Origin of the sequence: Sphingobium sp. HWE2-09 (assembly GCF_035989265.1) — a bacterium.
In the GTDB taxonomy this organism is placed as follows: Bacteria; Pseudomonadota; Alphaproteobacteria; order Sphingomonadales; family Sphingomonadaceae; genus Sphingobium.
Window position 1 is genome coordinate 77850 of the sequence record NZ_JAYKZX010000003.1, and the last position, 22366, is coordinate 100215.

21 protein-coding genes are annotated in these 22366 nt (G+C 65.3%); 10 read left to right on the forward strand and 11 right to left on the reverse strand.

Translation table 11 applies throughout. The features are described 5' to 3' along the window. Positions 1–3 precede the first annotated feature (3 nt). A complete protein-coding gene (locus tag U5A89_RS05930; protein WP_338160281.1) occupies positions 4–189 on the forward strand; it encodes a Trm112 family protein in 186 nt (61 codons plus the stop codon). On the opposite strand, the gene U5A89_RS05935 is transcribed toward U5A89_RS05930, so the two are convergent. From U5A89_RS05935 to U5A89_RS05950, 4 genes are all read right to left on the reverse strand, one after another. Next, positions 182–613, reverse strand: coding sequence for a RidA family protein (locus U5A89_RS05935; RefSeq protein ID WP_338160282.1), 432 nt, complete (start codon positions 611–613; stop codon positions 182–184). The genes U5A89_RS05930 and U5A89_RS05935 overlap by 8 nt on opposite strands. A 17-nt stretch (positions 614–630) precedes the next feature. Beyond that, positions 631–1887 carry an aminotransferase class V-fold PLP-dependent enzyme gene (locus U5A89_RS05940; RefSeq protein ID WP_338160283.1) on the reverse strand — a complete coding sequence of 419 codons (1257 nt, stop codon included), beginning with the start codon at positions 1885–1887 and terminating at the stop codon, positions 631–633. Between the two features lie 79 nt (positions 1888–1966). Further along, a complete protein-coding gene (locus tag U5A89_RS05945) occupies positions 1967–4606 on the reverse strand; it encodes a TonB-dependent receptor plug domain-containing protein (protein ID WP_338160284.1) in 2640 nt (879 codons plus the stop codon). A 252-nt stretch (positions 4607–4858) separates the two neighbouring features. Continuing rightward, the gene (locus tag U5A89_RS05950) at positions 4859–5452 is read right to left on the reverse strand and encodes a TlpA family protein disulfide reductase (RefSeq protein WP_338160285.1); all 594 of its coding nucleotides are present in this window, start codon (positions 5450–5452) and stop codon (positions 4859–4861) included. Between the two features lie 43 nt (positions 5453–5495). On the opposite strand from U5A89_RS05950, the gene argH reads away from it, so the two are divergent. From argH to U5A89_RS05970, 4 genes are read left to right on the forward strand one after another with little or no spacing between them, the layout of a single operon-like run. Continuing rightward, on the forward strand, positions 5496–6866 hold the full coding sequence (gene argH, locus U5A89_RS05955) for an argininosuccinate lyase (RefSeq protein WP_338160286.1): 1371 nt from the start codon (positions 5496–5498) through the stop codon (positions 6864–6866). Then, positions 6863–7120, forward strand: a complete 258-nt coding sequence (locus U5A89_RS05960) for a hypothetical protein (protein ID WP_338160287.1) — start codon at positions 6863–6865, stop codon at positions 7118–7120. The genes argH and U5A89_RS05960 overlap by 4 nt, the downstream gene beginning before the upstream one ends. A 16-nt stretch (positions 7121–7136) precedes the next feature. Next, positions 7137–8402 (forward strand): diaminopimelate decarboxylase, encoded by a 1266-nt coding sequence (gene lysA / locus U5A89_RS05965; protein WP_338160288.1) that lies wholly within the window; start codon positions 7137–7139, stop codon positions 8400–8402. Beyond that, entirely contained in the window at positions 8402–9160 is a 759-nt protein-coding gene (locus U5A89_RS05970) for a siroheme synthase (RefSeq protein ID WP_338160289.1), read from the forward strand. Before lysA ends, U5A89_RS05970 begins: the two co-directional genes overlap by 1 nt. On the opposite strand, the gene U5A89_RS05975 is transcribed toward U5A89_RS05970, so the two are convergent. Together U5A89_RS05975 and U5A89_RS05980 are read right to left on the reverse strand one after the other, a co-directional pair. Further along, entirely contained in the window at positions 9146–9769 is a 624-nt protein-coding gene (locus U5A89_RS05975; RefSeq protein ID WP_338160290.1) for a response regulator transcription factor, read from the reverse strand. The genes U5A89_RS05970 and U5A89_RS05975 overlap by 15 nt on opposite strands. A gap of 86 nt (positions 9770–9855) precedes the next feature. Then, positions 9856–10515, reverse strand: a complete 660-nt coding sequence (locus tag U5A89_RS05980) for a TetR/AcrR family transcriptional regulator (protein WP_445190629.1) — start codon at positions 10513–10515, stop codon at positions 9856–9858. Positions 10516–10604: 89 nt separating this feature from the next. Here U5A89_RS05980 and U5A89_RS05985 point away from each other — a divergent pair, with 89 nt between their 5' ends. The 3 genes from U5A89_RS05985 to U5A89_RS05995 are packed head-to-tail and all read left to right on the forward strand — an operon-like array spanning position 10605 to position 14808. Next, complete coding sequence (locus tag U5A89_RS05985) at positions 10605–12119, forward strand: efflux transporter outer membrane subunit (protein WP_338160291.1); 1515 nt, start codon at positions 10605–10607, stop codon at positions 12117–12119. After that, positions 12112–13263, forward strand: a complete 1152-nt coding sequence (locus U5A89_RS05990; protein ID WP_338160292.1) for an EmrA/EmrK family multidrug efflux transporter periplasmic adaptor subunit — start codon at positions 12112–12114, stop codon at positions 13261–13263. The genes U5A89_RS05985 and U5A89_RS05990 overlap by 8 nt, the downstream gene beginning before the upstream one ends. A gap of 15 nt (positions 13264–13278) precedes the next feature. Then, on the forward strand, positions 13279–14808 hold the full coding sequence (locus tag U5A89_RS05995; RefSeq protein ID WP_338160293.1) for a DHA2 family efflux MFS transporter permease subunit: 1530 nt from the start codon (positions 13279–13281) through the stop codon (positions 14806–14808). A gap of 3 nt (positions 14809–14811) precedes the next feature. On the opposite strand, the gene U5A89_RS06000 is transcribed toward U5A89_RS05995, so the two are convergent. From U5A89_RS06000 to U5A89_RS06015, 4 genes are all read right to left on the reverse strand, one after another. After that, positions 14812–15477 carry an ATP-binding cassette domain-containing protein gene (locus U5A89_RS06000; RefSeq protein ID WP_338160294.1) on the reverse strand — a complete coding sequence of 222 codons (666 nt, stop codon included), beginning with the start codon at positions 15475–15477 and terminating at the stop codon, positions 14812–14814. Next, a complete protein-coding gene (locus tag U5A89_RS06005; RefSeq protein WP_338160295.1) occupies positions 15387–16394 on the reverse strand; it encodes an ATP-binding cassette domain-containing protein in 1008 nt (335 codons plus the stop codon). The genes U5A89_RS06000 and U5A89_RS06005 overlap by 91 nt, the downstream gene beginning before the upstream one ends. Positions 16395–16603: 209 nt before the next feature. Beyond that, entirely contained in the window at positions 16604–17074 is a 471-nt protein-coding gene (locus U5A89_RS06010) for a vgr related protein (protein WP_338160296.1), read from the reverse strand. Continuing rightward, complete coding sequence (locus U5A89_RS06015) at positions 17071–17544, reverse strand: copper chaperone PCu(A)C (protein WP_338160297.1); 474 nt, start codon at positions 17542–17544, stop codon at positions 17071–17073. The genes U5A89_RS06010 and U5A89_RS06015 overlap by 4 nt, the downstream gene beginning before the upstream one ends. A gap of 174 nt (positions 17545–17718) precedes the next feature. Here U5A89_RS06015 and dnaK point away from each other — a divergent pair, with 174 nt between their 5' ends. Then, a complete protein-coding gene (gene dnaK, locus U5A89_RS06020) occupies positions 17719–19620 on the forward strand; it encodes a molecular chaperone DnaK (RefSeq protein ID WP_338160298.1) in 1902 nt (633 codons plus the stop codon). Between the two features lie 123 nt (positions 19621–19743). Continuing rightward, positions 19744–20889: a molecular chaperone DnaJ gene (gene dnaJ / locus U5A89_RS06025; RefSeq protein ID WP_338160299.1), complete on the forward strand. Its 1146-nt coding sequence runs from the start codon at positions 19744–19746 to the stop codon at positions 20887–20889. 95 nt (positions 20890–20984) lie between these two features. Here the strand turns inward: dnaJ and U5A89_RS06030 are convergent, their stop codons facing one another. Beyond that, complete coding sequence (locus U5A89_RS06030) at positions 20985–22280, reverse strand: amino acid permease (protein WP_338160300.1); 1296 nt, start codon at positions 22278–22280, stop codon at positions 20985–20987. Positions 22281–22366 lie beyond the last annotated feature (86 nt).

Here is a 22366-nt window from a genome sequence, read left to right on the forward strand (position 1 = left end):
GCAATGAACGACGTGTCCGCGCCCATCGATCCCTGGCTGCTGGCGAAACTCGTCTGCCCAGTGACGCGCACGCCGCTGCGCTGGGACGCGGCGCGTAGCGGGCTGGTGTCGGATGCGGCGGGGCTGGTGTTCCCGGTGCGCGATGGCGTGCCGGTGCTGGTGGTGCGGGACGCTGTGGCGCTTACTTAAACGCTGCGATGCACTCCACTTCCAACGGCGCGCCAAGCGCCAGGCCGTCCGTCCCAAAGGCGCTACGGGCGGGCAGGCGATGGCCGTCGAAATAGGGCAGGTAAGCGGCGTTGAACCGGGGCCAGTCAGCCATGTCGTCCAGCATCACCGTACATTTGACGACATCGCCAAAGCCCAGGCCATTGTCCTTCAATATCTTCCCGATCGCGTCCATCGCGCCTTTCACCGCCGCGTCGAAGCCGTCTCTATGCCTGTCCATGCCCTGCGGCACCTGGCCGATCTGGCCGGACAGGAAAAGCATATTGCCCGCCCGCACCGCGGGGGAGAAGGGCAGCTTGGCGGGCATCGCCTGGGGGGCGGGGGCAGGCTGGGCGAGTGCTGGCGTAGCGCTCATCAGCGCAATGGCGGCGAGAAGGCGGTGCATCGAGTATCTCCCAGGGATCAGGCGCGGGGCAGGGCGTTGAGCAGGCGATCGACATCCGTCCTGTCGTTGAAAATGGACGGCGAAATGCGGACATGATGGTTGTGGAGCGATATCCGCACCTGCGCCTTTGCCAGCGGATCGGTCAGCCGTTTTCGCGCGTCCGGCAGTAGCGCGGTCAGCAACGGCGTCGTCGTGCCCGCCGGGGTGATAATGCTATACCCCTTAGCGGTCAGGCCGTCGCGCAGCGGGCCGATCAGGCTTTGCGCGTGCGCCTGGATCGCAGGCACGCCCAGCGTAGCGATATGGTTCAGGCCATGATCGATCGCCGCGACCACCGCCTGCGCATAGGTGCCGGTGCCGAAATGGCCAAGCGCGCCGGGCCGGACAAAATAGCTGGTGGGCGCATTACCGGGCGGGTCCATCGGATAGACATGGGTTTCCGGCGGCGATAGGCTGATGCCGGGCGGCGCGCCGGGGGCCGCAAAGCCATAATAGCCGAAATCGGCGCGCGGCAGTGCATCCAGCACGCCGCGCCGGGCATAGAGAAAGCCCAACCCAAAATCGCCCATCAGCCATTTATAGGTGGCGCAGGCGGCGAAATCGACGCCGCTGCCGTGCAAATCGACCGGGATGGCGCCCGCCGCATGGATGATATCGGCATAGACCAGCGCACCTACACGATGAGCAATGGCGCACACCGCCTTCAGGTCATGCTGGAAACCATTATAGGTGGACACGAGCGAGAGGCTGACCAGCCTCGTGCCGGGCGTGATCGCCTTCGCCATGTCGCCCATGTCGATCCGGCCGTCGCGCGCCTGGACCCAGGCGATATCGACGCCCTGCTTGGCGAGTTCCTGATACATGGGGAAACCGGCGTAGAAATGCAGCGTGTCGGTGACGATGCGCCCTTTGCCATGGGGAAAGCCCAGCGCGCGCAGCACGGCCTGTTCGCCCATGGTGGTGGACTGAACCCATGTCACTTCGTCGGGATCGGCATTCACCAGCCGGGCGAATGTGGCGAGAGTGGCGGCGCGGTCCACGGGCTTGCGTGCTACGGCTGCGGGATCGAGCGTCCGGGCGGCGACATAGGCATCCATCGCGGCGCGCGCGCCCAGGCTGATCGGATGGGTGGAGGCGTTGTCGAGATAGGCGATCGGTGTCGCTGCAAAACTGGCTTTGTCCGGCAGGCTGGGCGGGGCGGCTGCCCGTGCGGCTTGCGCGGCGATCGGCATGGCAAGGGCGGCGCCCAGTGCGTCACGGCGCGTAAGGGTCATGGCGATCCTGCTTTCATGCGCCTGCTCCCAAAGCGAAAAGGGCTGGTCCTTGTCGGACCGGCCCCCATCGTGACGTGGTTTAGAATTTGAAGTCGATACGGGCGTAATAATAGCCGCCCGACGTGCTGTAGGCGCTGTGGCCGTAGGAGGCGCTGTAGGAACCGGAGCCGTTTTGATAAGGCGACACGCCCGCTGCGACTGCCACATCTTCCAGCAGCTTTGGAATTTCGGGCTTCTTGTTGAACAGATTGTTCGCCCCCAGCGAGAAGGTGACATTGTCGGTGAAATCGTAATTCACTTCAAGATCGGTAATCGCGGCTGCCTTCGCCACGCCGTTGAAATAAAGCTGGTTAGAGCCGCCCGCGCCATCGGCGATAAGGAAGCCACCACTGGGAAGTCCGCCACTGGCCGTTCGTGCGTTGAAGGCGGGACGAACCAGCACGCTGGTCTTGCCATAGAAGGTTTCGCGCAGGTTGAGGCCGAAGCGACCGCTCTTGAACAGGGCGTTGGCGACGATCTTATAATCCGGATTGGCGCGCTCGATATTGCTTTCCGACGCCGCGTTGAAGATCGGATAGCCCAGCTTGTTGTTGGTGATCTTCGTCTTGTTGTAATTGGCGGTCAGCGACAGGTTGAGCGAACCGAAGTCCAGCGCGACCGGATAGCTGGCCGAGAAGTCGATGCCCCAGGTGCGGGTGTCGATACCATTGGTGAAGCTCTGCACGCCGATCGTGCCGTTGGTGAACAGCGCGCTGTCGAGTACGATGCCCGCGGCGTTCAAGGCACCAAGAATTTCAGCGCCACCAGCCTGCACCACGCCATTGAGGACGGCGTTGCGTGCGGCGGTGCCGGTGATGCGGTCCTTGATCTTGATCAGATAGCCATCGACCGTGATCGCCAGCTTGGGCACTGGACGAACGACGAAACCGGCCGAGAAATTCTTCGACTTTTCAGGCTTGAGCGAATCGAAGCCCAGCAGCGCGGCGGCAGGCGATCCGGCGGGCAACTGTGCGACGGCGCTGGTCGGGCCGACGTTGATGGTCGAATATTTCTGTTCCTGCAGCGTCGGCGCGCGGAAGCCGGTGCTGGCCGTGCCGCGAATGGCAAAGGCGTCGGAGAAGTCGTAGCGGGTCGTGATCTTGCCGATCAGCGTGTCGCCGAAATCGGTATAATCTTCGTAGCGACCCGCAAGGTCCACGCTCCAGCCATCGACCGGCTTGGCGATCAGGTTGATATAGCCCGCCTTGGAACTGCGCTGGAATTCGCCGGCGTCGCTCGCTTTGTAGCCGGGGAAGGATTGGACGCCGGTCTTGTAGGTCGAGATGGAATCACCGGCGATGATCTCATACTCATCCTTGCGATATTCGCCGCCGAAGGCCAGCGTGATCGGCGTGGCCCATCCGGCGTCGAATTCCTTGCGAATGTCGGTGGTCAGCGTCGTCTGAGCGAGTTTGAAGCCGCCGTCATATGCGCTGTCCGGCGAGTTGGCCGTGCCGATGCCGCGTATGGCCGCCGCAGAGCTTTCTCGCCAGATTTCACGATGCGCCGATGCTTCGGTCCAGATGTCGTCCTTCTGCGACCCATAGGTGCCGCTGACGTCATAGTTCCAGCCGCCGCCAAATTCACCCCTGGCGCCGATCGTGAAGCTATATTCATTTTCGATCACATGCTGGAGCGGGACCATGCCGACGACCCCGGTGTTGCCGTAGCAGACATTGGGATTATACGCCGTATTGGTGACGTTGCCGCCGTCGTTGATGACGGCGCCAGCGGCGTTGGTTTCGTAGCAGATACGCTTGGGATGACGGTAGCCCTGCTTGGCCCAGCCTTCGCGGCGGCTATAGTCGCCGAAGCTGTAGAGTTCGACGCCGCCGAAATCATAGCCGAAATTATAGAAAGCGACGTTGAGGTTCGTCTTGGGCTGACCGCCGTTGATACCAGCCAGCGTGTCGCCCGCCAGGTTCGACCATTGGGCCGGGGCATTGGATTGCAGCGCACCATTTTGCTGGGTGACGAGCACCTGCCCCTGACCGACGGTGGTATAATCCTGACGGCGGTGGAACAGCGTCAGGTTGAAGAAGCCGTCCTCGCCCAGTTTGAAGCCGACATTGCCCGAGGCGGAGAAAAGCTCGCCTTCGCTGTCATAATATTGGCCGCCGGTAACCTTGAACGTGCCGCCTTCGTCATTGTCCTTGAGGATGAAGTTGAGCACGCCCGCAATCGCGTCGGTGCCGTACACCGCTGCTGCGCCTTCCTGCAGCACTTCCACGCGGGAAATGGCATCGGGCGGGATGACGTCGATGCTGGGGGCGGCCGACCCCTGGAACGCACCGGAGATCACCTGCAGAATGGCGTTACCGTGGCGGCGCTTGCCGTTGACCAGGATCAGCGTGTGGTTGGGGCTAAGGCCGCGCAGGCGCGCCGACAGCGAGAAGCTGGACAAGTCCGTGCCCTGCGTCTGCGCGGTGAAGCCCGGCACCATTTGGGTGAGAACCTGGTTGAGGTTCGGCTGACCGACATGGCTGATCGCTTCTTCGTTCAGCACCTGCACCGGCGCGGCGGACTCGGCAGCGGAAATGCCGACGGCGCGCGTGCCGGTGACGATGATGTCGCCACCCTGATCGGCCTGCGGCTCCTGTGGCGCTTCCTGCGCCATTGCGCAGGCGGACCAGGACGAAGCCAGAATAAGTGAAAGTTTAAGCGCGGACAGTCGCGTCATTCATGCCCCCTGTTTTGCATTATGATGACTAAGGGGGATGACGGACGGCTTGTCGAAAACCTCTACTGCACTGCAAAAAAATGTAGTGAATGTGCAATATTTCTCAATTGTTTCCGGGTTTCGGGTTGGTCAGGGCACCTTCATTAGGATGGGTTCTTGGTGCGGTGACTGTGCATCGACGCCATGCCACTATAAACTATAGTGGCATGGCGGATTTTGGTGGCTCGTTCGTCTTTGCAGCGTTCGATCCGGTCAGGATGCCAGCGCGGCGTCGATCAAGGCCTTTGCGTCCGGCCCTTCCCAATCCATCGCGCCGATCACCCGCACCATTTCCTTGCCCTGCCGGTCGTAGATGATCGTCGTGGGCAACAGGCCGGTGGCATAGTGGAAGCCCAGCTGGTTTTCCGGGTCGGCCCAGCCCTTCAAATGGGGCAGGGGATGCTTGTCGAAAAAGGGCTTGGCCGCTTTCAGCCCCTGATTATCCTGCGAAATGGTAAGGACGGCCAGACCCTTGGGTCCATAGCTGGCGGCCACCCGGTCGAGCGTGGGCATTTCCGCGATACAGGGCGCACACCAGGTCGCCCACAGATTGACGAGCATCGGCTTGCCCGCAAAATCCTTGAGCGTCTTCGTCCCGCCATCGGGATTCTGGAAGGCGAAGTCGGGGGCCGGGGCGCCCGCCTTGCTGCGATCGAGTCGATAGTCGAAGCCGTCCGCCTTCTTGGGCGTATCTTTCGAGGCCGACACTTCGCCGCTCATGGCGGTATCGGCTTGCGCATTGGCTTGCTCAGGGGGCGGCGATTGCCTATCGCAGGCCGCCAGAGCGACAGGCAGGAGCAGTATCATTAGCGCGCGGAATGACGATATCACGGAAGCAGGCTCCAACAGCATGTGGGGCGGCCGGTTCGCCGCCGGCCCGGCATCGATCATGCGTGAGATAAATGCCTCCATCCCCTTCGACAAGCGATTGTGGAAACAGGATATCGCCGGATCGAAGGCGCATGTCGCGATGCTGGCGAAACAGGGCATTGTCGAGGGTGAGGATGCGCAGGCGATCACCGAGGGTCTGAACCGGATCGCCGCCGAATATGAAGCGAACGGCGTGCCGGTGAACCTGGACCTGGAAGATATCCATATGGTCACCGAATCGCGGCTGGCCGAACTGATCGGCCCGGTCGCCGGGCGGCTGCATACCGCGCGCAGCCGCAACGATCAGGTCGCGACCGATTTCCGCCTGTGGGTGCGCGATGCGATCGACGAGGTCGAAGCGGGCCTGCTCGGCCTCCAGCGCGCGCTGGTGGCGCGGGCGGACGAGCATGCCGATGCGGTGATGCCCGGCTTCACCCATCTCCAGTCCGCGCAGCCGGTGACGCTGGGCCATCATCTGATGGCCTATTATGAGATGGTGCGGCGCGACCGCAGCCGTTTTGCCGATGCGCGCGCGCGGCTGAACGAATGTCCGCTGGGCGCCGCCGCGCTGGCGGGCACCGGTTTCCCGACCGATCGCCATGCGACGGCCGCGGCTTTGGGTTTCGCCAAGCCGACCGACAACAGCCTGGACAGCGTATCGGATCGCGACTTCGCGCTCGACTATCTGATGGCGGCGACCCAGGCGTCGCTGCACCTGTCGCGACTGGCCGAAGAGTTCATCATCTGGGCGAGCCAGCCCTTCGGTTTCGTCAAACTGCCCGACGCCTATTCGACCGGCAGTTCGATCATGCCGCAAAAGCGCAATCCCGACGCCGCCGAACTGGTGCGCGGCCATGCCGGGCGCATCATGGGCTGCATGACTGCGCTGTGCGTCACGATGAAGGGGCTGCCGCTCGCTTATTCCAAGGACATGCAGGACGACAAGCCACCGGTGTTCGAGGCGCACGACCTGCTGGGCCTGTCGATCGCGGCGATGACCGGCATGATCGAAACGGTGACGTTCCGCACCGACCGGATGCGCGGGCTGGCCGAAAGCGGTTTTGCGACCGCCACGGACCTGGCCGACTGGCTGGTGCGCGAAGGGGGCATTCCGTTCCGCGAAGCGCATCACATCACTGGGCGCGCGGTGGCGGCGGCCGAAGCAGCGGGCACCCCGCTGGACCAGTTGCCGATCGCGACGCTCCAGGATATCGACGCGCGGATCGATGAGCGTATCTATGCGGTGTTGACGGTGGACGCATCGGTCGCGAGCCGCCAGAGCCATGGCGGCACCGCGCCGTCCCAGGTGCGGGCGCGGATCGCGCAGGCGAAAGAGGAAATCGGGTCATGAAGAAGCGCACGCTTGGCGGATTGGCGATGGTGGCGGTGATGCTGGCGGCCTGCGGCGGCAAGCAACCGCTCAAACCGGTCGCGGGGCAGAGTGGCGCGGCCGTGCCGGTGGGCGCTGCGACCGCGCAGACCGCGACCCAGCTCATGACCCCGTCGATCCAGGCGCGACCGCAACGCAATGTCGAATTGCTGACCCAGTCGCGCCAGCGTGGCGACGACCCTTTCGACCTGCCGCCCGAAAAGCAGCCGCAATAAGCCAGGAATCCCGACTTTGGACCATTTTGATTATGTGAACGGCGCCATGCAGGTGGAGCAGGTGCCGCTGGATGCGATCGCCGACGCGGTCGGCACGCCCGTCTATGTCTATTCCACCGCCACGCTGGCGCGCCATGTCGGCGTGTTCCGCGACGGGCTGCGCGCGCTCGACAATCCGCTGATCGCCTTTGCGGTCAAGGCCAATCCCAATGCCGCCGTGCTGGCGACGCTGGCGAAACTGGGGCTGGGCGCGGACGTGGTGTCGGGCGGCGAACTGCTGCGCGCGATCGCGGCGGGCATCCCGGCGGACCGCATCGTCTTCTCAGGTGTCGGCAAGACGGCGGACGAGATGCGGCTGGCGCTGGACAAGGGCATCTACCAGTTCAATCTGGAGAGCGAGCCGGAAGCCGAAATGCTGTCCGACGTCGCACTGTCGATGGGCAAGCGCGCGCCGGTCGCCTATCGCATCAACCCGGATGTCGATGCAGGCACCCATGCCAAGATTTCGACCGGCAAGTCGGAGAATAAGTTCGGCATTCCCTATGACCGGGCGATGGACAGCTATGCCGCCGCGCGCGATCTGCCCGGCCTGGATGTACAGGGCGTCGCCGTGCATATCGGCAGCCAGCTGACCGACCTCGCCCCGCTGGAGGCCGCCTTCACCAAAGTGGGTGCGTTGATAGAGCAGTTGCGCGCGGCAGGGCATGACATCCGCACCGCCGATCTGGGTGGTGGTCTGGGCGTGCCCTATGATCCGTCCCAGCCTCTGCCGCCCAGCCCCGCCGACTATGGCGCGATGGTGACGCGGGTGACGCAGGGCTGGCCGGTGCGGCTGATGTTCGAACCGGGCCGGGTGATCGTGGGCAATGCCGGTGCGCTGCTGTCGCGCGTGGTGCGGGTGAAGCAGGGCGCGCAATCGCCCTTCATCATCGTGGACGCCGCGATGAACGACCTGATGCGCCCCAGCCTCTATGATGCCTGGCATGATATTCGCGCAGTCAAGCCGGCGGGCGCGCGCGCCATCGCCAATGTGGTGGGACCGGTGTGCGAAACCGGCGACACCTTCGCCATGCATCGCGACATGGATGTGGTGCAGGCGGGCGACCTGGTCGCCTTCATGACCGCGGGCGCCTATGGCGCGACGATGGCGGGCACCTATAACAGCCGCCCGCTCATCCCCGAAGTGCTGGTGTCGGGCGACAAATGGGCGGTGGTGCGCGAACGGCCGCCGATCGAGGCGCTGATCGAGGGCGATATCATTCCCGACTGGGTCGGCCGCTGATGCAGAGCCTGCCCGTCTTTCTGCGACTGACGGGCAGGCGGGTGATCTTGACCGGGGAAGGCGAGGCGGCAGAAGCCAAGCGTCGCCTGCTGGAACGGGCGGGCGCGATCGTGGTGGGTGAGGCGGATGCCGACGCCCGGCTTGCGATCGTGGCGGATGGCGATGGCGCGACGGTAGCGCGGCTGAGGGCACGCGGCGTGCTGGTCAATGCCACCGACCAGCCCGACCTATGCGACTTCACCCTGCCCGCGATCGTGGACCGCGACCCGGTGCTGATCGCGATCGGCACCGGCGGGGCGTCGGCAGGATTGGCCAAGGCGCTGCGGCAACGGCTGGAGGTGATGCTGCCTGCGCGACTCGGCGCATTGGCGACGGCGCTGTTCACCGCGCGCGGCGCGATCTGGGCGCGCTGGCCGGACCCGGCGGCGCGGCGGCGGGCCATCGATGCCGGGTTGGCGTCGTGCGGGGCGATCGATCTTTTGCGGGATAGCGCGGTCGATGGCCTGCCGCATTGGCTGGCGGAGACGGGCGCGGCTGCGCCGTCCCGACTGGAGGTTATCCGCCTGACGTCGGGCGATCCCGACGATCTCACCCTGCGCGCGGCGCGTCTGTTGGGGGAGGCGGACCGCGTCTATCATCAAAGCGCGGTGCCTGCGGTGATTTTGGACCGGGCGCGGGCCGATGCGGTGCGGATCGTTGCGGGCGACGCGCCCGATGCGCCCGGCGACGGCTTGTCGCTCTGGCTAAGCCTGGGCTGACTGCAGCCGTTCAACCTCGTCATGCAGCGCCTGGATCGAGGAGACGAGCCGGGCGCGATCGATCTGCATTTCGCGCAGCGCTTCGCGGGTCTCGCCCAGTTCCACCGCGCGGCGGGCGATCCGGGCGTCCAGTTCGGCATTGTGGCGGGTGAGCGCCCCCACCTGTTCGGCGCGCTGGCACAAATGGCGCAGCCGCGCGTCGAGTATGTCGAAGTCGAAGGGTTTGACGACATGGTCGTCGGCCCCGGCGGCGAGCGCCTCCACCGTGGACTGGCTATCCAGCCGCCCGGCGATCATGACGAAACAGGCATTGCCCGCGAGGTTGGCGGCGCGGATCTTCTGCATCGTGGCGACCGCAGGCAGCATCGTCAGGCCCATGTCGATCAGGATGATGTCGGCAGGCCGGGTCACCAGCAGATTCAGCGCGATATGGCCGTTTTCCGCCAGGATCACATCATAATTGAGGTGCGACAGGCGGCGCGCGATGACGGCGCGGGCGGTGGGATTTTCATCGACCAGCAGCAGGCGCACGCGGCGCTGCAGGCGCGGCGTGTCGGGTATATCCTCCGCATCGGCATGGCGAATGCGGTTGCGATTGAAGATCGGCATGTCGTCCCACTTTCCCTAACCCGTCTTAACGATAGAAAGCGGGACCAAAGAAATGGTTAACAGGCGCGCTGGGGCATCGGTGCCGATCAGGCCGGGGGCGCGCCGGCGGGGACCGCATAGGCACGCAGGAAGATATCGACGGCGAAATCCGCGTCGGCGATGATCTCGGCCGGGGTGGGGTGATCCATGCGTCCGATCAGCATCTGTTGGTGGCAACCGGACAGGGAAAGAGACAGGAGTGCGCGCGCCGCATCGATCGGATCGGCCTGCCGCAACTGCCCGCGCGCCATCGCGCCTCGCAGGAAACCGGCCAGAAGCAATCGCATGTTGCGGGGGGCCAGGTCGAAGAAAATCTGGCTGAGTTCGGGAAAGCGCCGTCCTTCCGCGATGATCAGCCGATGCAACGCGCCTGCGTCGCGCGACGTCACCCTTTCTATCAGGCTGCGACAGGCGCGGATCAATGTCGGCTCCAGCGCGCCGCCCGGATCGAGCAATTGCGAAAGCTCGGCGCGATATCCGCTGGCGACGCGATCGACCACGGCGGCGAACAAAGCCTCCTTTGATGGAAAGTGATTCCACAACGTACCTTTGGACCCGCCAAGCGCCGCCGCGATGCCCGACATGGTCGTACCGGCAAAGCCATGTTCCAGGAAATAGGCCTGCGCGACCGTCATGATCATCTCACGCCGGTCCTGGCGGCGAGCCTCCCGTCGAGAGGGCATGGTCAGAGATTCGGACGGTGTCATAAAATCGTACTATAGAGTACGCTAATTATGTTGACAAGGCCCGGTGGGGGCGGCAAAGGCGATTTTCATACTAGTTGGTACGGTTTGATATGTCCGTGAGTCGCATTGCCCTGGCCGCCCGAACGGGAGGCATGGCTTCTTCCCTCCTGCTATTGGCAGCCTGCGCCGCCGTGCCCGATCTGGGGGCGAAGCCCGAACTGCGCACCGCCCAAAGCATCGACGCGCAACGCAGCCTGACGGCCGCGCCCGCCGCTTGGCCGGGTGATGGCTGGTGGACGGCCTATGGCGACCCGCAACTCAACGATCTGATCGCCGAAGGGCTGCGCGCATCGCCCGACGTCGCCGCCGCGAGCGCCCGGTTCCGCCGGGCGGCGGGCTTGGCGCAGCAGGCGGGGGCCGCGTTGGCGCCGTCCGTCGACCTGGATGTCAGCAGCGCTGCGACCAAGCAAAGCTATAATATGGGCCAGCCCAAGGCATTCGTGCCGCAGGGCTGGCTGGGCACCGGCCGTGTCGCGCTGGATATCGGCTTCGACCTCGACCTGTGGGGCAAGAACAAGGCGGCGCTGGCCGCGGCCACGTCCGAAACCCGCGCGGCGGACATCGACGCGCAACAGGCGCGGCTGGCCCTGACCACCGCGATCGCCGACGCCTATGCCGATCTGGCGCGTCTGCATGACGAAGCCGACATCGCCCGGCAGACGCTGGACATCCGGGTCGCGAGCCAGAAGCTGGCGGGGGATCGGCAGCGCAACGGCCTGGAAACGCGCGGCAGCGTGCGCCAGGCGGACGCCACCGTATCGTCGGCGCGCGCGCAACTGACCGCCGCGACCATGGCGATCGAATTGCGCCAGCATCAGATCGCAGCGCTGATCGGCGCGGGGCCGGACCGCGGCCTGGCGATCGGCCGACCCAAAATCGGTGCGCTGGCGCCGCTGGGCCTGCCCGCCGACGTCACCACCAATCTGGTCGCGCGCCGCCCCGACATCGCCGCCGCGCTGGCCCGGGCCGATGCCGCCGCCCGGCGGATCAAGGTCGCGCGCGCCGATTTCTTCCCCGCCATTCGCCTGAGCGCCTTGGTCGGCGTGCAGTCGCTGGGGTACGACCCGGTGTTCACCGGCACGTCGGTGGAAGGGACGCGCAAGCCGTTCATCAACAGCTTGTTCGACAAGGGGTCGCTGTTCGGCACCGTCGGCCCGGCGATCAGCCTGCCGATCTTCCATGGCGGCGCATTGCAGGGCCAGTATCGCGGGGCGCGCGCCACCTATGACGAAGCGGTCGCCAGCTATGACAAGACCGTGCTGACTGCTTATCAGGAAGTCGCCGACGCCGTTACCACCCGGCGGACGCTGGACGCGCGCCTGGTCGATGCGCGCGCGGCAGTGGCTGCGTCGCAGGACGCCTATGGTATCGCGCAGAAACGCTACAAGGGCGGCCTGTCCACCTATCTCGACGTGCTGAATGTCGAGGACCAGTTGCTGCGCGCGCGCCAGTCCCTTGCGGGGCTGGAGGCCAGCGCCTTTTCGACCGACATTGCCCTCATCCGTGCGCTGGGCGGTGGTTTTACCGCCAGCGACTTCCAGTCCAAGGACCAACCCCATGGCTGACGCCAATCCGCAAACGACCGCTCCTGAAGATAGCGACGCGCAGCAGGAGGCGCGCCAGTCGGCGCGCAAGACCTGGCTGATCCGGCTGGGGCTGGCGGTGGTGGTCATCGGCGTGCTGTGGGGCATCTGGTATCTGCTGGTGGGGCGCAACCATGTCGCTACCGACAATGCCTATGTGAACGCGGAAATGGCGCAGGTGACGCCGCTGATGTCCGCCCAGGCGATCAAGGTGCTGGTCAGCGACACGCAGCAGGTCAAGCGTGGCGACATATTGGTGGAACTGGATCCGACCGACGCGAAGATCGCCGTCGCGCAGGCGCAGGCCGACCTCGCCGAAGCCAAGCGCCGCTTCCGCCAGACCAGCGCGACCAGCACGTCGCTTGCCGCGCAGGTCGAAGCGCGCGGCGCCGACATCGTCCAGGCGCGCGCGCAATTGTCCACCGCTCAGGCGGATGTCGAAAAGGCGCGGATCGACCTGCAACGGCGCGAGGCGCTGGTGAGCGAAGGCGCGGTGTCGGGCGACGAAGTGACCAGCGCACGCACCGCCTACGCCTCGGCGCGGGCCGCGCTCGACCTGGCAAAGGCCGGGGTGCAGACCGCGCAGGCGACACGCGGCGCGGCGAGCGGGCAGTTGGAAGCCAATGATGCGCTGGTGCGCGGATCGACCATCGATACCGACCCCGGCGTGATGGCGGCGCAGGCGAAGCTGGATTCGGCGCGGCTGAACCTGGACCGCGCCGTCATCCGTGCGCCGATCGACGGCGTCGTGACCAAGCGGCAGGTGCAGGTGGGCCAGCGCGTGGCGCAGGGCACCGCGATCATGAGCATCGTGCCCGTCGCCCAGGTTTATGTCGACGCCAATTTCAAGGAACGCCAGCTGCGTCAGGTCAAGGTCGGGATGCCGGCCAAGGTGACGTCCGACCTCTATGGCGGCGATGTCGTCTATCATGGCAAGGTCGTGGGCTTTTCCGGCGGCACCGGATCGTCCCTGTCGCTGATCCCGGCACAGAATGCGACCGGCAACTGGATCAAAGTGGTGCAGCGCCTGCCGCTGCGCATCGCGCTCGACCCCAAGGAACTGGCCGCGCATCCCCTGCGGGTGGGCCTGTCCATGGATGTCGAGATCGACCTGACCGACAAATAAAGGAACGTCCGGGCGATGAGCGGCGACGACGATATTTTTTCGCGGCTCTCCCCGCGCAGCCGGACGCTGGCGGGCTTGGTGCTGGCCATGAGCAATTTCATGGTGGTGCTCGACCTTACCATCGCCAATGTCTCCGTCCCCCATATCGCGGGCAATCTGGGCATTTCGCCCGATCAGGGGACGTGGATCATCACATCCTATGCCGTGGCCGAAGCGATCTGCGTGCCGCTGACCGGCTGGCTGGCGCAGCGGTTCGGCGTGGTGCGGGTGTTCACGCTGGCGATGATCGGCTTCGGCCTGTTTTCCGTATTGTGCGGCCTGTCCACCACCCTGGGCATGATCGTGGCGTGCCGGATCGGCCAGGGCATATGCGGCGGGCCGATCATGCCCATGTCGCAAACCCTGCTGATGCGCATCTTCCCACCCGAACAACGCGGGCGGGCCATGGGCCTGTGGGCGATGACGACGCTGATGGGGCCTGCGATGGGACCGATCATCGGTGGTTATATCAGCGACAATTGGAGCTGGCACTGGATCTTCTTCATCAACCTGCCGATCGCGGTCATATGCGTGTTCGCGGCGCAGGCGCTGTTGCGGCGGGTGGAAACCGACACGGCGAAGGTGCCGATCGACAAAGTGGGCCTCGGCCTGCTGATCTTCTGGATCGGATGCCTGCAGATCATGCTGGACATCGGCCGGGACCATGACTGGTTCGCCGACCCGATGATCGTCATGTTGGGCGTGCTGGCGTTCGTCGGCTTCCTGGCGTTCATCATCTGGGAATTGACGGAGGAGCATCCGGTGGTGGACCTGCGCGTGTTCCGCCATGTCGGCTTCAGTTCCGGCCTGTTCACCCTGTCGCTCTGTTTCGGCGCCTATTTCGCCAGCATCGTCGTGATCCCGCAATGGTTGCAGACGTCGATGGGCTATACCGCGACGCTGGCCGGGATCGTGACGGCGATGACCGCGATGGCGGCGCTGTTCACCGCGCCGATCGCGGCCAGGCTGATGACGCGCGTCGATCCGCGGCTGCTGATTTCGCTGGCGGTCACCTGGCTGGGGATGATGTCCTTCATGCGCAGCGGATGGACCAGCGGCATCGATTTCCAAACGATGCTGATCCCCCAATTCGTGCAGGGTTTCGCGCTGCCCTTCTTCTTCATACCACTCACCACGCTGACGCTGGGATCGGTGCTGCCCAGCGAAACCGCGTCGGCGGCGGGCTTGCAGAATTTCGTGCGCACCATGGCCACGGCGATCGCGACATCGTTGGTACTGACCAGCTGGGGCGATGCGCAGCGCGTGTCGCGCAACGAGCTGGCGGCCGGGTTGCAGCCCGACGCCACCCAGTCGCTATTGTCGGGCATCGGCCTTGGCGCCGAACAGGTGCGGCAGACGATTTCCAACCTGGTGGAAAAGGAGGCGATTGTAGTCGCGGTCGACCATGTCTTCTTCATATCGGGCATCATATTGTGCGTGGCGGGGATCGTGGTGTGGATCGCGCCGCGTCCCACCGGGCCGGTCGACACCTCCGCCGCCCACTAATCGCTAAGGTCCGCCAAGCGCGATCCGCCGGGTGATGCCGATCGCTTCCAAGAAGGCGGGGTCGTGGCTGACGACCATCAACGCGCCGTCATAGGCGGCCAGCCCCTGTTCGACCGCCGCGATCGACGCAAGATCGAGATGGTTGGTCGGCTCGTCCAGCAACAGGAGCGGCGGCAGGCGCTCGCCGCCCAGCACGCAGGCCAGCGCCGCACGCAGCCTTTGTCCGCCGCTCAGGCTTATCACCCGTTGCAGCGCCAGGCCGGCGCGAAAGCCGAAGCGGGCCAGCGCGGCGTGGATCGCGTTGCGCCCGGCATCGGGGTGTAGCCGCGCGAAATTATCGGCGATGCTGGCGTCGGGCGCGAGCAGGCTGGCGTCCTGGTCCAGCAGCGCGCAATCGGCGGGGCGGTGGACTTGGCCCGATAGCGGCGCGAGGTCGCCTGCGACCAGATGCAGCAGCGTCGATTTGCCCGCGCCGTTTGGACCGGTCACGGCGATCCGTTCCGGTCCGGCGATGGTCAGGCTAAAGTCGCGCAGCACCGGATGCGCCGGATCATGGCCCGCCGTCACATGGTCGATCGTCAGGAGGATGCGGCCGGTCGGCACATGGGCGGAGGGCAGGGCGACGCTGAGCGGATCATGGATGTCGATCCGGCTGCGCGCCTGCGCCATGGCGTCCTGCGCCTGCGCGCGTTGCTGCTCGGCGCGGCGGGCGGCGTCCCCCGCGACTGTTCGGCCTGTTGCTTGCGTCGGCCCAGCAGGATGCGGGGGATGCCGCCCTTCGCCCCCTGTCGCGCGCCCGCGCCGTCGCGCCGTTGCTGGCGCTCGGTCGCGATCTGCGTCTTGCGGGCGAGGTCGGACGCGTGCCGTTCGGCCAGGTCGATCGCCTGCTGTGCCGCCGCTTGCTCGATCGCCTTGCGCGCCTGATAGGCGGACCAGTTGCCGCCATAGCGGGCGATGCCATGGCTGGTCAGTTCGGCGATGGCGTCCATCCTGTCCAGCAGCGCGCGGTCGTGGCTGACGACAATCGCGCCGCCGCGCCAGCAATCCAGCATCGCGATCAGCGCATCGCGACCGTCGGCGTCGAGGTGATTGGTCGGCTCGTCCAGCAACAGCCAGTCGGGCCGCGCGAAGATCGCCGCCGCCAGCGCCGCGCGGCTACGCTGGCCGCCGGACAGGTGGGTCAGCGGCGTGTCGGGTGGGGTTGTGAGATCGAGTTGCGCCAGCGCGTCGGCGATGGCGCCGGGCAGGGTCCAGTCGCACCGCTCCAGTTCGTCCATCGTCGCCACGCCCGCCTCCGCCCGGTCGAGCAAGGCCAGCGCGGCGCGGGCGTCGAACAGGTCGGCGATGGTCTGGCCGGGCGCAGGTTCGGGTGACTGGCGCAGCATGGCGATCGTACCGGGCACGCTGACCTGGCCGCTCGTCGGCGCGGATGCCCCCGCGATCAGCGCGAGCAGCGTCGATTTGCCGACGCCGTTGCGGCCGATCAGGCCGATGCGCTCGGGGGCGAAGCGGAAGTCGAGGCCGGAAAGGACCGGCGTGCCGTCAGGCGCGGACCAACCGAGTTGGGAAAGGGTGATGGCAGGCATGGACAAACGCTTTCATGAAGGCAGAGCAGGCGGGCTGTGCGTTCAGGGCGATATCCATGGCGGCGATCCTTATGGGTGATTGACAGGGCGCATGATAGGCGGGCGGCCGATGCGGAGCAAGCGGCAGGGCTTTGTCTGCTGTTGGCGGACATATTCCTGGCTTCTACCGTAAAGGGATTTGGGCTAAAAATCCGCAGGCCGTTGGCACATTACGCAAACGTCCCTGCAAACGGCAACAACTCTTCATACACGGCCAGCTCCGGCTTCCCCGCCACGGCCACGCCCCGCCGCAACAGGAACGCGTGCCGCACGATCTCCGCCTGCTGCTCGATGCCGTAGCGCACGAATGGCCGCCCGGGCACGACATCATAGCCATAGCGGCAAAAGGGGTGCCGCATCAGCGGCAACCACCATTTCCCCGACCGCTGCGCCTGCCACACATGGGTCATCTCGTGGATGAAATGCCCCTGCAAATGCAGCGGCCCGTCGCAAAAATCCGCACAGAACAGGCCGCCGTCGGGATGGAACCACAGGTCGCCGTCCGGCGCCATCGTCACGCCCCTGGGCTGGAGCGGCCACCATTTGCGCTCATGCACCCGCACCCGGCCATAGTCGATCGCGGCGCCGAACATGCCCCGCGCCAGCGCGACCTCCGCGCCGGTCAGCGCACGGCTGGTCAATGGCCCTCATGCCCGTTCGCTTTGGACGTTGCCGCGCCCGCCGCCTCGGGCTTGCGGATCACCGCATCGACCAGCAGCCGGTCGCCATTGCCCATCAAAAACGTCAGCTGCATCTTGCCCCGGCTGATCGCGGTATCGTTGACGCCCCATAGCATCAGATGCTTGCCTCCCGGCGCAAAGGCGACCTGACCCTTGGGCGGCACGTCGACGCTGTCGACCCGCTCCATCGTCGTCATGCCATCCTTGCTGACCGTCTCATGCATTTCGACCTTGAGCGCATAGTCGGTCAGCACGCCGCGCAGTTGCGTGCCTGCGTCCCCGCCGTGGATGACGAAATAGCCGGCCGATGGCGTGTCCTTGTTGGGCGACAACCGAACCCAGGCCTGGTCGATATAGCTGGGCGCAGGATCGCCGCAGGCGCTGAGCGTCAGCGCGGCGGCAAAGGCGAAGAGGGCGAAGGGCGCGCGCATTGGATGCTCCATGACTGTCTCGTTTCCGGTCGCCCGCATAGGTAATCGCCACAACTTCTTGTGCCAAGCGAAAGCGCGCCTATATCCCACCTGCAAACCGGCCTTGCCTTGGCGCTACTGTGAGGTATGGGGCCGTCAACCGCTGAATGAAATTTGGGGTTCAAAGAGGACACAATGGCAAAAGTTATCGGTATCGATCTGGGCACTACCAACAGCTGCATCGCCGTCATGGACGGCGGCAAGCCCAAGGTCATCGAAAATGCGGAAGGGGCGCGGACCACGCCCTCGATCGTCGCCTTCGCCAAGGATGGCGAGCGTCTGATCGGTCAGCCGGCCAAGCGCCAGGCGGTCACCAACCCGGACAACACGATCTTTGCGGTCAAGCGCCTGATCGGCCGCCGCTTCGACGATCCCATGACCAAGAAGGACATGGAACTCGTCCCCTACGACATCGCGAAAGGCCCGAATGGCGACGCCTGGGTCAAGGCCGGTGGCGAGGATTACAGCCCGTCGCAGATCAGCGCCTTCATCCTGCAGAAGATGAAGGAAACTGCCGAAAGCTATCTGGGCGAAACCGTGACGCAGGCGGTCATCACCGTGCCTGCCTATTTCAACGACGCGCAGCGTCAGGCGACCAAGGACGCTGGTCAGATCGCTGGCCTGGAAGTGCTGCGCATCATTAACGAGCCGACCGCGGCGGCGCTGGCCTACGGCCTCGACAAGCAGGATGGCAAGACGATCGCGGTCTATGACCTTGGCGGCGGCACGTTCGACATTTCGATCCTCGAAATCGGCGACGGCGTGTTCGAAGTGAAGTCGACCAACGGCGACACCTTCCTGGGCGGCGAAGATTTCGACGCCAAGCTGGTGCAGTATCTGGCCGACGACTTCAAGAAGGCCGAAAGCATTGACCTCACCAAGGACAAGCTGGCGCTGCAGCGTCTGAAGGAAGCGGCAGAAAAGGCGAAGATCGAACTGTCTTCGGCGCAGACGACCGAAGTCAACCTGCCCTTCATCACCGCCGACCAGAACGGTCCCAAGCATCTGGTGAAGACCGTGACCCGCGCCGATCTGGAGCGTCTGGTCGCCGACCTGATCAAGCGCACGATGGAGCCCTGCAAGAAGGCGATGGCCGACGCGGGCGTTTCGGCGAGCGAGATCAGCGAAGTGGTGCTGGTGGGCGGCATGACCCGCATGCCCAAGGTGCGCGAAGCGGTGAAGGAGTTCTTCGGCAAGGAACCGCATACCGGCGTGAACCCGGACGAAGTCGTCGCCATGGGCGCGGCGATCCAGGCGGGCGTATTGCAGGGCGACGTCAAGGACGTGCTGCTGCTCGACGTAACGCCGCTGAGCCTTGGTATCGAGACGCTGGGTGGCGTGTTCACCCGCATGATCGATCGCAACACCACCATCCCCGCGAAGAAGTCGCAGGTCTATTCGACCGCCGACGATAACCAGCAGGCGGTGACCATCCGCGTGTTCCAGGGCGAGCGTGAAATGGCGGCGGACAACAAGATCCTCGGCCAGTTCGACCTGCTCGGCATTCCGCCAGCCCCGCGCGGCGTGCCGCAGATCGAAGTCACGTTCGACATCGATGCCAACGGCCTTGTGAATGTCAGTGCCAAGGACAAGGGCACCGGCAAGGAGCAGCAGATCCGCATCCAGGCGTCGGGTGGCCTGAGCGACGCCGACATCGACCAGATGGTCAAGGATGCCGAACGCTTCGCCGAAGACGACAAGAAGCGCCGCGAGTTGGCCGAAGCCAAGAATAACGCCGAAAGCCTGGTCCACACGACCGAAGCGCAGTTGGCCGAACATGGCGACAAGGTCGATGCTTCGCTCAAGGGTGAGATCGAAGCGGCGATTGCGGACACCAAGGCTGCGATCGAAGGCGGCGATGCCGAAGCGATGAAGACCAAGGCGCAGGAACTTGCGACCGTCGCGATGAAGCTCGGCCAGGCGATCTACGAGAAGGAGCAGGCTTCGGCCGCCGCTCCGGGCGCGGACGCGCCCAAGGCCGACGACGATGTCGTCGACGCCGAATTCTCGGAAGTGGACGAGAACAACAAGGCGTAAGCTGATGCCTATCCTCCGTCATTCCAGCGCAAGCTGGAATCTCTCTTCTTCCGCCCCGGTGCTGGAAGGCAAGAGAGACCTCAGCCTTCGCTGGGGTGACGGACCGGGCGCGCCGGGGACGATATGACGACCGAAATCGACTATTATGAACTGCTCGAAATCGAGCGCACCGCCGATGGCGCGACGATCAAGAGCGCCTATCGCAAGATGGCGATGAAATATCACCCGGATAAAACCGGGGGATGCACCGACAGCGAAGCGAAGTTCAAGGCGGTGTCGGCGGCCTATGATTGCCTGAAAGACCCGCATAAGCGCGCGGCTTACGACCGGTTCGGCCATGCGGCCTACACCCAGCAACAGCAGGGCGGCGGTGGTGGCGGTGGTTTCCACGGCGGCGCGGGCGGCTTTTCCGACCTGGGCGATATCTTCGAAACCATCTTTGGCCAGTCCGGTTTCGGCGGGCAGGCGGGCGGTGGTCGCCAAGCCAATCGTCGCGGTGCGGACCTGCGCTACGACATGGAAATCACGCTCGACGAAGCCTATCATGGCAAGAAGACCGAGATCGCGATCGACGTGTCGGCGGCCTGCGACACATGCGACGGATCGGGCGCGCAGCCCGGCACCGGGGTCAAGACCTGCGGCACCTGCAAGGGCCATGGGCAGGTCCGCGCGCAGCAGGGCTTTTTCGTGGTCGAACGCACTTGCCCCGCCTGTCATGGCGCAGGCCAGGTGATCGAAAGCCCCTGCCGCTCCTGTCGCGGCGAAGGGCGGGTGGACAAGCCCAAGACCCTGTCGGTCAACGTGCCTGCGGGCGTCGATGACGGCACGCGCATTCGCCTGTCGGGCGAAGGCGAAGCGGGCGCGCGCGGCGCACCTGCGGGCGACCTCTATATCTTCCTGCATGTAAAGCGCCACGCGCTGTTCGAGCGCGACGGCACGACGCTCTTCTGTCGCGCACCGGTCAGCTTCACCACGGCGGCGCTGGGCGGATCGATCGAAGTGCCGGGCCTCGCCGGCAACCGGCATGAGATCAAGATTCCGGTCGGCATCCAGTCGGGCAAGCAAATCCGCCAGCGCGGCGGCGGCATGCCGGTGCTGAACGGGCGCGGGCAGGGCGATCTGGTGATCCAGGTGGAAGTGGAAACGCCAACCAAGCTGACCGCCCGCCAGAAGGAATTGCTCGAAGCCTTCCGCGAGACGGAAACCGGCGAAGAATGCCCGCAGGTCAGTGGCTTCTTCTCCAAGCTCAAGGATTTGTGGGCGGACTAAGCCCTATACACAATGTGCTCTCGCGCAGGCGGGAGCCCAGTCCCACCGTTTGAACTGAGTTCCCGCTTGCGCGGGAATACGCATTGCAAGTAAGCTCAATCGGTGCTCCGCCCCCTTCGCGCCCACCAGTAAAAGGGCAATCCCGCCGCCATCAGCAGGATGCTCGACCCGCTTGCCACGACACCCGCGCCCCACAGCGTCCACAGCGCATAACCCAGCCCCACGATCGCGGCGGGCACCACCAGCCTGAACCGCAAACTCGCCAACGCGCAGCCGACATAGAGCCACAGCGTTGCCGACGTCGCCAGCAACGCCATCGCCGTGAACACCGCCACCAGCCCCTGCAAGCTGTTCGCCACCAGCAGCAGGCTCGCCAATATGGTGGACAGGATCAGCCCGCGCACCGGCGTGCCCTTCGCATCGGTCTTGGCCAGCCAGCGCGGCAATTCGCCCGCGCGCGCCATCGCCAGCGGCACTTCCCCCTGCAACAGGGTCCAGCCGTTAAGTGCGCCCAGGCAACTGACGACGACGAAGATGGCGATATAATGGGCCGGTCCCGCCGACCAATAATGGCTGACGAACGCGCCGAACGGCGATCCGGTCTGCGTTTCGGCGGCGGGCAGGGTGAGCGCGATGCCCGAACAGACGAGCAGATAGATCAGCCCCGTCGCCGCCGTGCCGATCAGCGTCGCGCGCGGGATCGTGCGGGCGGGATCGCGCACCTTGTCCGCCGCGACGCTGGCCGATTCGAAACCCAGCAGCGCAAACAGCGTCAACGCCGCCGACGCGGTGATGCCCGCCTCGGTCAATCCTTGCACCGGGAAGGGCACGACCTGCGCCTCGCCGCTGCCCAGGATGATCGCCAGCAATAGCAGGACGACCGCGATCGGCACCAATTTGATGACGGTGGTGACGATCTGGGTCAGGCCCGCCGCCCGCGCGCCGATCAGGTTGACGCCGGTCATCGCCCAGAGGAAGCCGATGGAGCAGATCGTCCCGACGCCGGGCTTTGCCAGCACCGGCATGATGCTGCTGAGGTTCGCGGTTGCCGCCACGGCTATGGTGACATTGGTGATGATGATCGACAGCCAATAGATCCAGCCGATCGCGAACCCCGCCAGCGGCCCATAGGCACGCGCGATCATCTGCGACGCATTGGCGTCGGGCATCGCCACCGTCAGCCGCGCGATGACGAAGGCCAGCACCAGTGACCCGGCGATCGTGAACATCCACCCGGCCACCGCATCCCAGCCGAACGGCGCCAGCGCGGCAGGCAGCAGGAACACGCCCGATCCGATCATATTGCCCATGACCAGCGCGATGCAGGCGGCCAGGCCCAAGGTGCGGGCGGCGGGGCGTGTCGCGCTGATGTCGTCCGACGGGTTGCTCATCGCGACACGCTAATGGCGTGCCTCAGCGATTGCTAGGCCGGGCGCGCACAGTACGGGCAAAAGCCCCTCCCTTCTTAGGGAGGGGT

Bases quoted from the DNA above. Each gene is read 5' to 3' on its own strand.
- U5A89_RS05930 (WP_338160281.1), top strand. From the start codon at position 4: ATGAACGACGTGTCCGCGCCCATCGATCCCTGGCTGCTGGCGAAACTC.
- U5A89_RS05935 (WP_338160282.1), bottom strand. From the start codon at position 613: ATGCACCGCCTTCTCGCCGCCATTGCGCTGATGAGCGCTACGCCAGCA.
- U5A89_RS05940 (WP_338160283.1), bottom strand. From the start codon at position 1,887: ATGACCCTTACGCGCCGTGACGCACTGGGCGCCGCCCTTGCCATGCCG.
- U5A89_RS05945 (WP_338160284.1), bottom strand. From the start codon at position 4,606: ATGACGCGACTGTCCGCGCTTAAACTTTCACTTATTCTGGCTTCGTCC.
- U5A89_RS05950 (WP_338160285.1), bottom strand. From the start codon at position 5,452: ATGATACTGCTCCTGCCTGTCGCTCTGGCGGCCTGCGATAGGCAATCG.
- argH (WP_338160286.1), top strand. From the start codon at position 5,496: ATGTGGGGCGGCCGGTTCGCCGCCGGCCCGGCATCGATCATGCGTGAG.
- U5A89_RS05960 (WP_338160287.1), top strand. From the start codon at position 6,863: ATGAAGAAGCGCACGCTTGGCGGATTGGCGATGGTGGCGGTGATGCTG.
- U5A89_RS05970 (WP_338160289.1), top strand. From the start codon at position 8,402: ATGCAGAGCCTGCCCGTCTTTCTGCGACTGACGGGCAGGCGGGTGATC.
- U5A89_RS05975 (WP_338160290.1), bottom strand. From the start codon at position 9,769: ATGCCGATCTTCAATCGCAACCGCATTCGCCATGCCGATGCGGAGGAT.
- U5A89_RS05980 (WP_445190629.1), bottom strand. From the start codon at position 10,515: ATGACACCGTCCGAATCTCTGACCATGCCCTCTCGACGGGAGGCTCGC.
- U5A89_RS05985 (WP_338160291.1), top strand. From the start codon at position 10,605: ATGTCCGTGAGTCGCATTGCCCTGGCCGCCCGAACGGGAGGCATGGCT.
- U5A89_RS05990 (WP_338160292.1), top strand. From the start codon at position 12,112: ATGGCTGACGCCAATCCGCAAACGACCGCTCCTGAAGATAGCGACGCG.
- U5A89_RS05995 (WP_338160293.1), top strand. From the start codon at position 13,279: ATGAGCGGCGACGACGATATTTTTTCGCGGCTCTCCCCGCGCAGCCGG.
- U5A89_RS06000 (WP_338160294.1), bottom strand. From the start codon at position 15,477: ATGGCGCAGGCGCGCAGCCGGATCGACATCCATGATCCGCTCAGCGTC.
- U5A89_RS06005 (WP_338160295.1), bottom strand. From the start codon at position 16,394: ATGCCTGCCATCACCCTTTCCCAACTCGGTTGGTCCGCGCCTGACGGC.
- U5A89_RS06015 (WP_338160297.1), bottom strand. From the start codon at position 17,544: ATGCGCGCGCCCTTCGCCCTCTTCGCCTTTGCCGCCGCGCTGACGCTC.
- dnaK (WP_338160298.1), top strand. From the start codon at position 17,719: ATGGCAAAAGTTATCGGTATCGATCTGGGCACTACCAACAGCTGCATC.
- dnaJ (WP_338160299.1), top strand. From the start codon at position 19,744: ATGACGACCGAAATCGACTATTATGAACTGCTCGAAATCGAGCGCACC.
- U5A89_RS06030 (WP_338160300.1), bottom strand. From the start codon at position 22,280: ATGAGCAACCCGTCGGACGACATCAGCGCGACACGCCCCGCCGCCCGC.